Here is a 14,882-nt window from a genome sequence, read left to right as displayed (position 1 = left end):
GTCCTGGGTCTGACATCGACCCAAACGAGCGCGTTCCGCCGGGGGAGCCGGAATTGCAGGTAGCGCCCCTAGGGGGTGCTCGTCACTCGGCGTCGGTAGACCTCGACAACTCGTTCCAGCGAGTCGTCGAGGTACACGGCGAGCACCTTCTCGGCCTCGGCCTTGTCCCCCGCCTCCAGCGCCTGGAGGATCTGCCGGTTGCGCGCGAGATACGGTTCGTGCAGCCGCTTGGGGTCGTCCACGACATGGAAGGCGAGCCGCAGCTCGGCGAAGACGCTGCGCATCAGCTCGTCGGTACGGGCGCTTCCCGCCAGTGAGACCAGCTCCCGGTGGAAGTGGATGTTGGCGGTACCCAGCCCTTTCCAGTCACCTTCGCGGACCGCGCGCTGCCCTTCGGCAACGGCTTCGGCGGGCCCCTCCAGGGCGTACGGCGGTTCGCCGAGCCCGCGAACGACGGCGCACTCGACGAGACGACGGGTGCGGTAGATGTCCTCGACGTCCTCCACTGTCAGGACCCGTACGAACACGCCCCGGTTCAGTTCGTGGACGAGCAGCCGCTCGTGGGTGAGCAGCCGGAACGCTTCGCGCAGTGTGTTGCGGGACACACCGAGCGCCCCTCCGATGCTGTCCTCCGACAGCCGGGTGCCGGGCGGGAAGAAGCCCTCGGCGATGCGGCTCCTGAGGATGTCCGAGACCCGCTCCGCCGTGCTTGTGCGGCCCAGGAGGGCACGGTCGTCGGCCAGTCCGGCCAGTTGCTCTGCCATGCCCGGAATTCAATCGCAGACACGAGAACGAAACAACAGGGGTATTGAAGGATCGTTCAACGATCCTCTACCTTGCTGCTCACCGTTCAGCTCTGTTCCGCACCCTCCGTCCTCCCACTGCGAGGTGCCCATGAGCACGACCCCTCCACCGCAGGCCCTCACCCACCCCACCGCTGACGAACGCGCCGCCGACGACGGCGCGTTCGGCTGGCTGCGCGCCCTGGGGCCGCGCGGCCGGCGCGCCTTCGCGGGCGCTTTCGGCGGCTATGCCCTGGATTCGTACGACTACTTCACGCTGCCGCTGAGCATGGTGGCGCTGGCCGCGTACTTCGGTCTGGACAGCGGCCAGACCGGCCTCTTCACCACCGTCACCCTCGTGGTCTCCGCGGTCGGCGGCGCACTCGCGGGTGTGCTGGCCGACCGGATCGGCCGGGTCCGGGCGCTGATGATCACGGTGATCACCTACGCGGTCTTCACCGTCGCCTGCGGCTTCGCGCCCAACTACGAGACGCTGCTGGTCTTCCGCGCCCTCCAGGGCCTCGGCTTCGGCGGCGAGTGGGCGGTCGGCGCGATCCTCGTCGCCGAGTACGCGACCGCCAAGCACCGGGGCCGTACGCTCGGGGCGATCCAGAGCTCGTGGGCCGTCGGCTGGGCGCTGGCCGCGATCATGTACACCGTGGTCTTCTCCCTCGTCGACGACGACCTGGCCTGGCGAGTGATGTTCTGGACCGGCGCGCTGCCCGCGCTGCTCGTCATCTGGATGCGGCGCCGGGTGCACGACGCTCCCGAAGCGGTGGCCGTGCGCGAACAGAGCACCGAGAAGGGCTCGTTCGCCGCGATCTTCAAGCCTGGTCTGCTGCGTACGACGATCTTCGCGGGACTGCTCTCCACCGGCGTCCAGGGCGGCTACTACACCCTCGCCACCTGGGTGCCGACCTACCTCAAGACCGAACGCGACCTGTCGGTCGTCGGCACCGGCGGCTACCTGACGTTCCTGATCTCGGGCGCCTTCATCGGCTATCTGACCGGCGGCTACCTCACCGACCGCCTCGGACGCCGGCGCAACATCTGGCTGTTCGCGCTGCTGTCAGCGGTCTGCATCCTGGCGTACGCGAACATCCCGAGCGGCGCCAACACCCTGCTCCTGGTGCTCGGTTTCCCCCTCGGGTTCTGCATGTCGGCGATCTTCAGCGGCTTCGGCTCGTATCTGAGCGAGCTGTACCCGACGGCGGTGCGCGGCACGGGACAGGGCTTCACGTACAACACCGGCCGCGCGGTGGGCGCCGTCTTCCCGACCATGGTCGGCTTCCTGGCCGACAGCTGGGGTGTGGGGGGTGCTCTGGTCTTCGGCGCGATCGGCTACGGCATCGCGGCACTGGCCCTGCTGGGACTGCCGGAGACGCGCGGGAAGGAGCTCGTGTGAACGGCACGGAGGACCACCACCCGCTGACCCTCGTGGCGAACGACCGCCCGGCCGCCCTCGCGACGGAGGACCGCCCGCTCACCCTCGTCGACGAGCACGCGCACGCGTGGAGCCCGAAATCGGCTCGCGCCCGCTTCCGGGAGGGCCTCACGGGTCCCACGGCCGGCGTCGCGGCGGGTCACACCCAGGTCAACCTGATCTCGGTGCCCGCCGACTGGGCGTACGACATGCTGCTGTTCTGCCAGCGCAACCCCAAGCCCTGCCCGGTGCTCGACGTCACGGACGCCGGTTCCTGGACGACACCGCTCGCCGAGGGCGCCGACCTGCGCACCGATCTGCCGCGCTACCGGGTGTGGCGCGAGGGCGAGTTGGTGGACGAGCCGACGGACGTGCGCGCGCACTGGCGCGGTGATCTGGTGACGTTCCTGATCGGGTGCAGTTTCACCTTCGAGTGGGCGCTTGCCGAGGCGGGCGTGCCGATCCGGCACGTCGAGCAGGGCCGCAACGTCCCGATGTACGTGACCGGCCGCCAGTGCCGTCCGGCGGGGCGGCTGCACGGTCCGATGGTGGTGTCGATGCGCCCGGTGCCGCCGCAGCACGTGGCCGCGGCCCTGCGGGAGACCGGGCTGCTGCCGGCGGTGCACGGCAGCCCCGTGCACTGCGGCGATCCGTCGGCCCTCGGCATCGCCGACCTCGGCCGGCCCGACTTCGGCGATCCGGTGGACGTGGAGCCGGAGGAGATCCCGATGTTCTGGGCCTGCGGAGTGACCCCGCAGGCGGCGGTGATGGCTTCACGCCCGCCGTTCGCCATCACCCATGCGCCGGGCCAGATGTTCCTGACCGATGCCCGCGACGAGCAGTACCGCATCGTCGCCTGACAGAGGAAAACGACGCAGTGATGACCTCGATCGATCTCAACGCCGATCTCGGCGAGGGCTTCGGCCGCTGGCAGCTGACCGACGACGAACGGCTGCTGTCGGTCGTCACCAGCGCCAACGTGGCCTGCGGCTTCCACGCCGGGGACGCGGCCACCATGCGGCGGGTGTGCGAGCAGGCGGCCGAGCGCGGGGTGCGGATCGGCGCCCAGGTCTCCTACCGGGACCTGGCGGGGTTCGGGCGGCGCGCGATGGACGTGCCGCCCGCCGAGCTGGCGGCCGAAGTGGCGTACCAGATCGGCGCCCTGGAGGTCTTCGCGCGAGCAGCGGGCACGCGCGTGTCGTACGTCAAACCGCACGGCGCGCTCTACAACCGGGTCGTGCACGACGAGGAGCAGGCCGGCGCGGTCGTCGACGGCGTGCTCCTGGCGGACGCCGCGCTGCCCGTGCTCGGCCTGCCCGGCTCCCGGCTCCTGGAGCTGGCCGCCAAGGCCGGGCTCCCCGCCGTCCAGGAGGCGTTCGCGGACCGCGCCTACACCGACCAGGGCACCCTCGTGCCGCGCGGCCAGGACGGCGCCGTGGTGACCGACCCGGAGGCCGTCGTGAAGCGCTCGGTCGGCCTGGCTCGCTCGGGCGTGGTCGCCTCTCACTCCGGGGCACGGGTCGAGGTACGCGCGCGTTCCCTGTGCCTGCACGGGGACACGCCCGGCGCCGTCGAGCTGGCCCGCCGGGTGCGGGCGCGGCTGGAGGAGTCGGGGATCAGGGTGGAGGCTTTCGCATGAGGGCGCTGCCCGTCGGCGACGACGCCCTGCTCGTCGAGGTGTCCTCGGGCGAGGAGGCCCAGGCGCTGCACGCGGAGCTGCTGCGGCGCCGCGCCGAGGGCTCGCTGACGGTCCGGGAGATCGTCCCCGCGGCCCGGACGGTCCTGCTCGACGGCCTCACCGACCCGGCCCGCGTGGCCTCCGACCTGGCCGCGTCGCAGGTGCCGCCCGCTCCCCCACGCGCGCGTGACGTCGTCGAACTCCCGGTTCGCTACGACGGCCCGGACCTGGTCGACGTCGCCGCGCACTGGGGTGTCCCGCCGCACGAGGTGGCCCGTATCCACGCGGACACCGAGTTCAGCGTCGCCTTCTGCGGTTTCGCTCCCGGATTCGGCTATCTCACCGGCCTCCCGCCGCGCTACGACGTCCCGCGCCGGGCCACTCCGCGCACGGCCGTCCCTGCCGGTGCCGTGGCGCTGGCGGGCCCGTACACGGGCGTGTACCCGCGCTCGTCGCCGGGCGGCTGGCAGCTGATCGGCACCACGGACACCGTGCTGTGGGACCACACGCGTGTGCCGGCCGCGCTGCTGTCGCCGGGCACGCGCGTGCGCTTCGTTCCGGTGGGGAGCTCATGACCGACCGCGCGCTCTGCGTCGTACGCGCCGGGGCGCTCACCACCGTCCAGGACCTGGGCCGTGCCGGGCACGCGCACCTCGGCGTGCCGCGCTCGGGTGCGCTGGACGGGCCGGCGGCGGCGCTGGTCAACCGCCTGGTCGGCAACGCCCCGGAGGCGGCCGTGCTGGAGACCACGCTCAACGGCTGTGCGGTGCGGCCTCGTTCGACGGTCACCGCGGCCGTCGGCGGTGCGCCCTGCCGGGTCACGGTGGACGGGCGCCCGGTCGCCTGGGGCGCTCCGGTGCGGGTGCCCGCGGGTGCGCTCCTGGACGTCGGTGCGGCCGTCTCAGGCGTACGGAGCTATGTGGCTGTCTCCGGCGGCATCACCGTCGAGCCGGTCCTCGGCAGCCGCTCCACGGATCTCCTGTCCGGACTCGGCCCACCGCCCCTCACGGACGGCGCGGTGCTGCCCCTGGGCACGCCGACGCGGCTGCACGCGCGCGTGGACGTCACCCCGCAGCCGGCTCCCCCCGCCGAACTGGTCCTGCGCGTCACGCCGGGCCCGCGCGACGACTGGTTCACGCCGGAGGCCGTGCGGGTCTTCACCTCCCGTGCCTACCGCGTGTCCCCGGCGAGCAACCGCATCGGGTTGCGCACCGACGGCCCCGCCCTGGAACGGGCCCTCACGCGTGAACTCCCCAGCGAAGGCGTGGTCTTGGGCGCGGTCCAGGTCCCGCCCGACGGCCGACCGGTCGTGTTCCTGGCCGACCATCCCACCACGGGCGGCTACCCGGTGATCGCCGTCGTCCCCGCGGCCGACCTCCCGGCCGCCGCGCAGGCGGTACCGGGCACCCCGATCCGCTTCGTGGCCGTACGTCGTCGCTGACGCCGGCCGCATCCCGCCACGCACGCGTGCCCTACGCCGCCTCCGGTGCCGGGTGCTGCCCGGCGACCGAGCGCTGTCCGGGCACGGGCACCGACAGTCCCTCAGGCAGGGAGAGGTGCTCCGGCACGGGCCGACGCTCAGGGACCAACCGGTGCTCGGACGCCGGCCGATGCTCGGGCAGCGCCATCGACTCAGGCGTCGGCCGATGTGCAGGCATCCCCATCCGCTCCGGCACCGACCGTTGCTCGGCCAACCCCATGGCCCCAGCCACCGGCCGACGCTCGGCCGGTCCCGTCGGCTCCGGCGCCGGGAGCGAAGCCAGCGCCACCGACACCGCGTGTGCCGAACGCAGGTCGAGCCGCCCGCAGGTACCCCGCGCGCGGTGCCGCATCTCGACGGCGGCGAGGCGAAGCAACTGGGGCAGCAGGTCGTTGCACCGCCGGATCACCCAGGCGGTACCGGCGGTGGCCAGCCACAGCAGGCTCGCCGACTTGGTGGGCGGCGGGAACTCGGGCTCGGGCGAGGGCGCCGTCTGCGTCGCGATGCCCCGCTGCGCCAGCATCGCGTGGAAGCGCAGGGCGATCTGCCGGTGCCCGCGCTCCCCGGGGTGCAGCCGGTCCGAGCTCCACATCGCGCGGTCCATGATCCAGGCGTCGTCGACCGCGTGCAGATGCACCGCCCCGTACCGCTCGGACAACGTGTGGACCACCGTGTTGACGGCCCGCTGCCTGCGGGCCAGCGGGTTGCCGAGGACCGCCGGCAGCCCCAGCATCGTGCCCGGGTCGGGCAGGCAGGCCGTGAGCACGGCCGTGCCCTGACGGGTGAAGGCCGCGTAGACCTTGTCGAGGCGTTCGGCGATCTTCTCTATGTCGAAGGTGCTGCGCAGCGTGTCATTGACGCCCACTAGGACGGACGCGACATCGGGCCGCAGGTCCAGCGCGGCGGGCAGCTGGGTCTCCAGCACGTCCCGCGTCTGTGCCCCGCTGACCGCGAGGTTGGTGAACTCGGCGGACGGTTCGGACAGTCCGCCGGCGAGCAGTGCGGCCCAGCCGCGCCACCCGTTCCCCACGGGATCGCCCACCCCCTCGGTCAGCGAGTCCCCGAGGGCGACGTAACGGAGCGGTCTCATGCCGCGCCCTCCGCACGCACGAAGGGACGCGCGGGCAGAGCCGCGTCGTGCGCGGTGAGGAAGGCGTCCACCGCGGCGCCCCATCCGAAGCACTCCGCACGCGCGCGTGCGATCTCCCGGCGCTCACGCTCGGGGCGGTCCAGGAGCATCTCAACGGCGTCCGCGAAGGCGTCCCCGTTGTCCGCCGCGGTGGCTCCGGCGGAACCGATCACCTCCGGCAGCGCGGAGGACGCGCTCGCCACGACGGGCGTGCCGCAGGCCATGGCCTCCAGCGCGGCGAGCCCGAACGTCTCGGCGGGCCCGGGGGCCAGGGCCACGTCGGCGGAGGCCTGGAGGGCGCCGAGCAGGCTGCGGTCGGCGACGTGCCCGAGGAAGGTCACCGGCAGGTCGCGCTCCTGGGCCCGCTTCTCGAGCCCCGCGCGCAGCGGGCCGTTCCCGGCGACCACGAGCACGGCGCGCACTCCGCGCCGGCGGAGCGACTCCAGGGCGTCCAGCGCGGTACCGGGCCGCTTCTCCACGGAGAGGCGGGAGCACATCACCAGCAGCGTCTCGTCGGCACGCGCGTGCGTGGCGCGCAGTGCGGCGTCGCGCAGGGTGGGACGCCGGTTCATCAGGTCGACGCCCAGCGGGGCCCGTACGACGTTGCGGGCGCCGATCCGCACGAACTCCCGCTCGGCGAACTCGGTGGTGCACACGACCTTCGAGTACGTGTGGGCGGTACGGACGTTGAGGGCGTCCGCGGCGCGCCGGGACAGGTTCTCCGACAGGCCCCAGGTGCGCAGCACGCCGTCGGCGGTCTCGTGGGAGACCATCACGGCGGGGACGCGGGCACGGCGGGCCCACTTGCCGGTCCACCGCAGCGTGGTGCGGTCGGAGACCTCCAGGCGGTCGGGTGCGAGCTCCTCCAGGAGGGACGCGACCCGCCGCTTGTCGATGAGCACGCGGTAGCCGCCGGTGCCGGGCAGCATCGGGCCGGGCAGGGTGATCACGCGGCCCTGCTCGGTCTCGCAGTCGCTGTACTTGTCACCCGGCACGATGAGGACGGGGTCGTGGCCCGCCAGCTTGAAGCCCTTGCCGAGTTCGCGCAGTGCGGTGCGCAGTCCGCCGGAGGCGGGCGCGACGAAGTTCGCGAGCCGGACGATCCGCAGGCCGGTCATGCCGCCACCACCGCCCGGCGCGCGGCGAGCACATCCGCGTAGTGCCCGATCAGCTGGTCGCCGATGGCCGCCCAGGTGCGGCCCTCGACCGTCTCCCGTCCGGCGGCCCCGTACGCGGCCCGCAGCGCCGGGTCGGCGACCAGGGACTGGACGGCGTCCCGTACGGCCGCGGCGTCGCGCGGCGGCACCAGCAGGCCGGTGCGGCGGTGGTCGACCAGGTCGAGCGGGCCACCGGCGGCGGGCGCGACGACGGGCACTCCACTGGCCATGGCCTCCTGCACGGTCTGGCAGAAGGTCTCGAACGGACCCGTGTGGGCGAAGACGTCGAACGAGGCGAAGATCCGGGCGAGGTCGTCCCCGCCGCGACGGCCCAGGAAGACGGCGCCGGGCAGCACCTCGGCGAGCGCGGGCTGGCTCGGCCCGTCGCCGACGATGACAACCTTCACGCCCGGCAGGCGGCAGGTGTCGGCGAGCAGTTCGATGTGCTTCTCCGGGGCGAGCCGGCCGACGTAGCCGACGATCACCTCGCCGTTCGGGGCGAGTTCGCGGCGCAGCGCCTCGTCGCGGAGTTCGGGGCGGAAGCGGGCGGTGTCCACGCCGCGTGCCCACAGCTTGAGCCGGGGCACCCCGTGGGCCTCGAGGTCGCTCATGGACGCGCTGGACGGGACGAGGGTGAGGTCGGCGGCGGAGTGCACGGACCGTATGCGCCTCCAGGCCGCGGCCTCGCCGGCGCCCATGTAGGTGCGGGCGTAGCCGGCCAGGTCGGTCTGGTAGACGGCGACGGCGGGGACGCCGAACTTGGCGGCGGCGGCCATCCCGCGGACGCCGAGAACGAAGGGGCTGGCCAGGTGCACGACGTCCGGGCGGTGCTGGACGATCGCCTGGGCGAGGCGCCGGCTGGGGAGGGCGACGCGGACCTGGGGGTAGCCGGGGAGCGGGAGGGAGGGGACATGGACGACCGGGCACGGCGCCGCCAGGGCGGCGAGCTTGTTTCCGGGCGCCGGAGCGGGTGCGACGACGAGGGGAGCGTGACCGCGGTCGACGAGGTGTCGGGCGGTCTGGAGCGCGCAATGGGCCACGCCGTTCACATCGGGGGGAAAGGATTCGGTCACGATGACGACACGCATACCGGTGTTGTCGCCGTGCTGGACGTGGCCGCGTCAAAGTGGATCTTTCTGAACGACAAACGTCCCATGAGCGTTCCGCTGCGCACCCGAGCGGGTCAGATCACGTCCATGCGCGTCTGACCCGCAGGTCATCCCGCGTTCACCTCGCGGGCGGATCTCCCCGAGTTTCACAGCGTGAACACATATGCCGCCCCATGATCAGCGATCAGCCGACCGTCAGGCCCGGACGGTGATCAGCCGGCGGTCGGGTCCGGTCCGATCCGGCTGCGTACGGCCGTCTGGACCTCGGCTTCCTCGGCCGGGTCGGCGGCGAGCCGGCGCAACCGCTCGACGACGCGTGTGTCACCGGTCTCGGCGTGCCGGGCGGCGATCTCGCGGGTGGTCTCCTCGCAGTCCCAGAGGCATTCGACGGCGAATCCGGACGCGAAGGAGGGGTCGGTGGCGGCGAGGGCGCGGGCGGTGCGGCCGCGCAGATGGGAGGAGGCGGTCTCGCGGTAGATATGGCGCAGCACGGGGGCGGCGCAGGCGATGCCGAGCCGTCCGGTGCCGTCGACGAGGGTCCACAGGGTCGGTGCGTCGGGGCCCTCACCCCGTACCGCTTCCCGGAGCGCCGCGAGCACGAGGTCCTTGTCCTCGGCTCCGCCCCGGCAGGCGAGCATGCGCCCGGCGGCGGCGCCCAGTGGGTCGGGCCGTCGGGCCCAGCCCCGCGCGCGGTCGACGGCGGCGATACTGCGCATACGTTCGAATGCGTCGAGGGCTGCCTCCACGACGGTCGGCGATCCCGTGACGACCGCCGCCTCGATCAGGTCGAGGGCGTCCGGGTCATTGCTGTCGGCGAGATAGCGCAGGGCCGTACAGCGGGCGCCGTCGGTGCCCTCCTTGGCGGCGGCGACGATCTCGGGCCGGTCCTCGGGACCGGCGACGGCGGTGAGACACCGAGCGGCGGGCACATGCAGCGCGGCACCGCGCTCGATGCCCTGCTGGGCCCACTCGAAGACCGCCTGCACGCTCCACCCCGGACGGGGCCCGGTTGGTCGCATCTGCCGCTGCCAGCGGTCGAAGCAGCCGGTCTCCTGAGCGGCACGCACGCGCGTGGCGATCGATTCGCGCGGATCCTCGGCCCACAGCCGCCACGGCCGTGGCTCAAAAGCATCGCGTACGGCGGCGGCCAGCTCGGCCTCGCCCTCGGCGTCGGCCGGGAAACGCGCCAGCACCGGAGCGGCCAGGGCAAGCAGCCCGGCGTCGTCGTCCCGCAGCGCCAGTTCGTCGAGCGCCCAGGCCCAGTTGGAGCCTGACGCGGCATACCTGCGCAGCAGCTGGAGAGCGTCCCGCCTGCCGTAGGAGGCCAGGTGACCGAGGACGGCCAGGGCCAGACCGGTACGTGACTCCTCGGTGTCCAGGGCGTCCTCGACGTCGAAGAGGTGGGCCTCGATCTCGTCCAGCTCGCCGTTCAGGTCGAGGTAGAGACGGGCGTAGTACAGGGAGCGGTTCTCCACCTGCCAGTCGTGGCGGGGATCCCGCAGCACGCAGTGGTTCAGGGCCGCGAGCGCCTCGGCGCGCGGGGCGGTGAGCGCGTGCAGTGTGCCGTCGCCGCGGCCCCGCTGGAGCAGGCCGAGCAGCGTACCGCTGGGCGCTATGACCGGTTCGAACATGGGAAACAGCCTCACATCAAGCGTCGACGCAACCGGGGATCTTGCTTCACCTGGCCGCGTGACAACACGTCGGGGCGCCCGCCGTTTCCTGCTTGCTGTAGACCATTTTCCTCTGCCTCTCGTCAGTGGCCCATGCGGACCGCATCACGGCCCGCGTGGTGCGGCAACACCTGCCCAGCCATCGCGTCCGTGAATCACGACGTCATGATGACTCGGCACTTCCATCTGCCGCGACCGAAATTTCGGCGGCCCTGTACCGCCTCCCCCGTTTTCTGTGTTGTGGCTGGTCAGAATGTTCGGATCAGTGTGCGCCGAACAGCTCGAGCAGTTCCGTCTTGGCGAACATCCGGGCTGTGTCCACGGCCGACGGCGTGCCTGCGGCCGGGTCGGCGCCGCCCTCCAGAAGGGCCTTGATCACTTCGGTCTCACCCTTGAAGACGGCACCGGCGAGTGGCGTCTGGCCTCGGTCGTTGACGCGGTTCGCCTCGGCACCACGGGCGAGCAGGGCGCGCACGGCCTCGGCGTGGCCGTGATAGGCGGCGAGCATCACGAGCGAGTCGCCGCGGTCGTTGGTGAGGTTGGCCGGAACGCCGGCGTCGACGTACGCCACGAGCGCCTCGGTCTGCCCCTGCCGGGCCAGATCGAAGATCTTGGTCGCCAGCTCCACGACCTCGGGGTCGGGGGCTTCAGTCATCGGCCGGACCGCCTCTCACTACGAACTCGGGGACTGCGGGGAACTACGGGAACTGCGGGGAGCACGCGCACGGCCGGCGAGCGGTGTCGGCCGTACGAGTGATTCGCCAGGGTACTGGCTCGCGCGGCACATGACCCGACGCGCCCGAGGCAAAGATCATCGCAGACACGGTCGGGCACGACACCCAAGCTCATCCGGCCAAGGACACTCCGCCACCCGAGGGAAATCCAACGAATTTCACCCAGTTGCACCTTTTATCGTATGGATACATCCTGTGAGCCTGGAAGTACTCATGGTGACTGTCCCCACAATCCAGGAGCACTCACATGATCCTCTCGATCTCAGGCGTCGTCCTGCTCGGCATCGTCGTCTTCATCTTCTTCCGCAAGGACGGGCTGAAGGCGTCGCACGCCCTGATCTCGGCTCTCTTCGGCTTCTATCTGGCGAGCACGGCCATCGCCCCGAGCATCAAGGCCGGCGGCGAGAGTCTGGCGAGCCTCCTGGGCGGCATCCAGTTCTGACGCCGCCCCACCCACCCGTACGCACCTGTAGGAGACAGCAGTGGCCCGCCGCCCCCTCCCCCGCATCCTGAGCACAGGCAGCGCCCAGATCGCCCGGAGCCGGGAGCTGGCCCGGGTACAGTTCGCCCGGAGCCGGGAGCTGGCACGGACGGCGTCCGACAGCGCCTCTGACGTCCTCCACCCGCTGATCACGATCACCCGCGGTCTGCGCCGGCTGGCCTCGGCCGGGCGGCGCAAGTGGGCCGACACACCCAAGGACAGGCGCGGCATGCTGCTGTTCATGGTGGCCTCGGTGATCATGGTCGTGGCGCTCGTTCCGTACGGCCCGCTGCTCGCCGTCATCACACTGATGGCGGCGGCGGCCTGGCAGGGCCGGGACCGCAAGCCGTCGGCACCCGACGGCCCCGACGAGTCGCAGACGGAACGGCTGAGGGCGCTGTACGAGGCACTGGTCCCCTACTTCTCCGCCGCCGACGACCCGGAACCGCTCTACTCCCACGGCGGCGAGTGGGAGAAGGCCTTCCCGGAGTACGAGTTCGACGGCACGGGACGCGTCCGCGGTCTCCTGATCCGCTACCCGGCCTACTTCACCGACGGCGAGGCACAGGCCCGCGCGCGGATCGAGCACCTGCTGACCGCGAAGTCCGGCCGCGGCCGGGAGTACCACTTCACCTGGGACGAGATGGGCAACGAGCTCACCGTCACCGCCCTCGCGCCGCTGCCCACCGACATCGCCGCCCAGCGCTTCGTCACCACCCCGGGCGAGACCGTCCTCGGCTTCACCGACCCCACCCAGGTCCAGCGCACGCTGCCCCTCACCCACGGCGAGGAGCTGCGCGACGTACCGCCGGTCGTCTGGCGCACCGGCATCCGCTCCACCGAGCCCCACCTCCTGGTCATCGGCCAGCCCGGCAGCGGCACCTCGACCCTGCTGCGCTCGATCGCACTGCAGGCCCTGCAGCACGGCGACGTCGTCATCGTCGAGGGCGGCAGCACCGGGGAGTACGCCTGCCTGATCGGGCGGGACGGCGTCCTGGCCGTCGAGTGCGGGCTTGCCGGGGCGCTGGCGAGCCTGGAGTGGGCTGCGACGGAGACGGAGCGGCGCCTGATCGCCATCAACCGGGCCCGTCAGGCGGGCAACCCCCCGCCGGACGACACCAAGCGCCCGCTGTGGATCCTCCTGGACCGTCCGACCGCGTTCTCCCACCTCGCGGCGGCGGACAACCGCAAGGACCCCCAGTCCCTGCTCCAGGTGCCCCTCCGGCACGGCCGCGCTGCCAACATCACGGTGGTCGTCGCGGACCAGTGGGACGCGCTGGACTCGCTCAGCGACGCCGTACGACAGCACACGCGCGCGCGTGTCGTGCTCGGGCCCGCGACGGCGGAACAACTGGAGACGGTCCTGGGCGCTCCCCCGCACACCACTCCGGTCACCGACGTCCCGCCCGGCCGCGGCTACGCGCGCCTCGGCACGGGCCCCGTCCATCGCCTTCAGGTCCCGGCGACCCCGGACCCGTACGACGACGCGACGAGCGACGCGCAGCGGCAGGCGGTACTCGATCTGCTGCCGGAGCGGACGACTCCGGTGGAGGCGGAGCCATTGGCGCAGCCGGAGAAGCCGGCACAGGAGCCGGTGCCGGCGGAGGCTGTGGTCGCCGAGACTTCGTAACCCGGCCGGCCGGCGCCCCCCACCCAGCCCCAACCCAGCTCACGCCACAAAGGGCCGCATTGCATCGCTGCCCCCGGAGACCCCGTTCTCGACCAACCGCCCCGCCGCGGCCAACCTCACCGCGGCCTCGTCCGCCACCGCACCCCCCACGGTGAAGGGCAACCGCACATACCCCTCGAACGCCCCGTCCACCCCGAACCGAGGCCCGGACGGCACCCGAACCCCGACCCGCTCCCCCGCCTCCGCGAGCCGCGACCCGGACAGACCCCCCGTCCGCACCCACAACGTGAGCCCTCCCCGCGGCACCTCGAACTCCCAGTCGGGCAACTCCCGCCGCACAGCGGCGACCAGCGCGTCCCGGTTCTCCAGGGCCTGACCCCGCCGCAACTCCACGGCCTGCTCCCACCCCCCGGTGCCGAACAGCCAGTTCACGGCCAGCTGCTCCAGCACAGGCGTGCCCAGATCGGCGTACGCGCGCGCGGCGACGAGACTGCGGATCACATCCGGAGCGGCCCGCACCCACCCGATCCGCATCCCAGCCCAGAAGGCCTTGCTGGCCGACCCGACCGTGATGACGGTCGACCCCGCGGGATCGAAGGCGCACACCGGCCGCGGCATCTCGAGATCCGGCTCGAGCCACAGCTCGGTCATGGTCTCGTCGGCGACCAGCACGGTCCCCGCCGACCGCGCCGCGTCCACCAGCCGCCGCCGCTGGTCATCGTCGGCCAGCGCGCCGGTCGGGTTGTGGAAGTCGGCGACGACATAGGCGAGCCGGGGCGCGGCCTCCCGCAGCACCTGCCGCCACCGGTCCATGTCCCAGCCGGCCAGCCCCTCGGCCATGGCGACGGGCACGAGCCGGGCACCCCCCTCCCGCATCAGCTGGAGGATGTTGGCATAAGACGGCGACTCGACCGCGATGCGCTCACCGCGCCCCGCGAACAGATGGCAGATGGCGTCCATGGCGCCCATCGCCCCGGTCGTCACCATGATCTGCTCGGGCATGGTCGCGATCCCGCGCGCCGTGTACCGGTCGGCGATCATCGACCGCAGCGCGGGCAGTCCGGCCGGATAGTCGCCGTGGGTGTGGGCGTACGGGGGCAGTTCCTCCAGGGCGCCCTGGACGGAACGGGTCAGCCAGGGCTCGGGCGCGGGCAGCGCCGCGGTGCCCAGGTCGATCATCGAGCCGAGCGCCTCGGGCGGCAGCGGCTCCAGACCGCGCGCGGGCAGCGGATTGCCGGCGGGTACGGCCGTCCAGCTCCCGGCCCCGCGCCTCGACTCCAGGAAACCCTCGCTGCGCAGCGCCTCGTACGCGGCGGCCACGGTCGTACGACTCACGGACAGCGCGAGGGCCAGCTCCCGCTCTGCGGGCAGCCGCGCGGCGACCGGAACACGCCCTTCCAGGACGAGCAGCCGGATGCCGTCGGCCAGCGCCCGGTACGCGGGCGGGCGCTTGGTGCCGGGGCCGGCGGGGCGGTCCTGTTGGGAGGTAAGGAGCCGGGCGAGCTGCGCGGCACCCACCGCAGAAGTCCACTGCGCCATGATTTCCAGTCCACCTTCCCCGAATTGGCCATGGATGGCATTGCTTCCCAAGCCACAGGGTGTCATGAGT

General features: G+C 72.5%; 13 protein-coding genes and 1 pseudogene. 7 read left to right on the top strand and 7 right to left on the bottom strand.

All coding sequences use genetic code 11. The features are described from left to right. Positions 1-68: 68 nt before the first annotated feature. Positions 69-764, bottom strand: a complete 696-nt coding sequence (locus IF78_RS0131540) for a GntR family transcriptional regulator (RefSeq protein ID WP_031486148.1) — start codon at positions 762-764, stop codon at positions 69-71. A 130-nt stretch (positions 765-894) separates the two neighbouring features. On the opposite strand from IF78_RS0131540, the gene IF78_RS0131535 reads away from it, so the two are divergent. The 5 genes from IF78_RS0131535 to IF78_RS0131515 are packed head-to-tail and all read left to right on the top strand — an operon-like array spanning position 895 to position 5,324. Next, a complete protein-coding gene (locus IF78_RS0131535; RefSeq protein WP_031486147.1) occupies positions 895-2,187 on the top strand; it encodes an MFS transporter in 1,293 nt (430 codons plus the stop codon). 32 nt (positions 2,188-2,219) lie between these two features. Beyond that, positions 2,220-3,065 (top strand): putative hydro-lyase, encoded by an 846-nt coding sequence (locus IF78_RS0131530; protein ID WP_031486146.1) that lies wholly within the window; start codon positions 2,220-2,222, stop codon positions 3,063-3,065. Between the two features lie 20 nt (positions 3,066-3,085). Next, the gene (locus IF78_RS0131525) at positions 3,086-3,844 is read left to right on the top strand and encodes a LamB/YcsF family protein (RefSeq protein WP_031486145.1); all 759 of its coding nucleotides are present in this window, start codon (positions 3,086-3,088) and stop codon (positions 3,842-3,844) included. Further along, a complete protein-coding gene (locus IF78_RS0131520; RefSeq protein ID WP_031486144.1) occupies positions 3,841-4,458 on the top strand; it encodes a 5-oxoprolinase subunit B family protein in 618 nt (205 codons plus the stop codon). Before IF78_RS0131525 ends, IF78_RS0131520 begins: the two co-directional genes overlap by 4 nt. Further along, entirely contained in the window at positions 4,455-5,324 is an 870-nt protein-coding gene (locus IF78_RS0131515) for a 5-oxoprolinase subunit C family protein (protein ID WP_031486143.1), read from the top strand. Before IF78_RS0131520 ends, IF78_RS0131515 begins: the two co-directional genes overlap by 4 nt. A 298-nt stretch (positions 5,325-5,622) precedes the next feature. Here IF78_RS0131515 and IF78_RS44040 read toward each other — a convergent pair. From IF78_RS44040 to IF78_RS0131490, 5 genes and pseudogenes are all read right to left on the bottom strand, one after another. Beyond that, positions 5,623-6,453: pseudogene (locus IF78_RS44040) on the bottom strand (SGNH/GDSL hydrolase family protein); the annotation flags it as partial. Continuing rightward, complete coding sequence (locus IF78_RS0131505; RefSeq protein ID WP_031486141.1) at positions 6,450-7,610, bottom strand: glycosyltransferase; 1,161 nt, start codon at positions 7,608-7,610, stop codon at positions 6,450-6,452. The pseudogene IF78_RS44040 and the gene IF78_RS0131505, both read right to left, overlap by 4 nt. Then, complete coding sequence (locus tag IF78_RS0131500) at positions 7,607-8,737, bottom strand: glycosyltransferase family 4 protein (protein WP_031486140.1); 1,131 nt, start codon at positions 8,735-8,737, stop codon at positions 7,607-7,609. Before IF78_RS0131500 ends, IF78_RS0131505 begins: the two co-directional genes overlap by 4 nt. A gap of 233 nt (positions 8,738-8,970) precedes the next feature. Beyond that, on the bottom strand, positions 8,971-10,389 hold the full coding sequence (locus IF78_RS0131495) for a HEAT repeat domain-containing protein (RefSeq protein WP_031486139.1): 1,419 nt from the start codon (positions 10,387-10,389) through the stop codon (positions 8,971-8,973). 301 nt (positions 10,390-10,690) lie between these two features. Next, positions 10,691-11,083: an ankyrin repeat domain-containing protein gene (locus IF78_RS0131490; RefSeq protein WP_031486138.1), complete on the bottom strand. Its 393-nt coding sequence runs from the start codon at positions 11,081-11,083 to the stop codon at positions 10,691-10,693. A 326-nt stretch (positions 11,084-11,409) separates the two neighbouring features. On the opposite strand from IF78_RS0131490, the gene IF78_RS0131485 reads away from it, so the two are divergent. Beyond that, the gene (locus IF78_RS0131485; protein ID WP_004002760.1) at positions 11,410-11,604 is read left to right on the top strand and encodes a hypothetical protein; all 195 of its coding nucleotides are present in this window, start codon (positions 11,410-11,412) and stop codon (positions 11,602-11,604) included. 40 nt (positions 11,605-11,644) lie between these two features. Continuing rightward, a complete protein-coding gene (locus IF78_RS0131480; protein ID WP_031486137.1) occupies positions 11,645-13,273 on the top strand; it encodes an ATP-binding protein in 1,629 nt (542 codons plus the stop codon). Positions 13,274-13,312: 39 nt separating this feature from the next. Here the strand turns inward: IF78_RS0131480 and IF78_RS0131475 are convergent, their stop codons facing one another. Then, positions 13,313-14,812, bottom strand: a complete 1,500-nt coding sequence (locus tag IF78_RS0131475) for an SCO1417 family PLP biosynthesis transcription factor (protein WP_031486136.1) — start codon at positions 14,810-14,812, stop codon at positions 13,313-13,315. Between the last annotated feature and the right edge of the window lie 70 nt (positions 14,813-14,882).

The sequence above is a fragment of the Streptomyces bicolor genome (assembly GCF_000719285.1).
GTDB lineage: Bacteria > Actinomycetota > Actinomycetes > Streptomycetales > Streptomycetaceae > Streptomyces > Streptomyces bicolor.
This window is presented reverse-complemented; position numbering and strand designations above follow the sequence as displayed.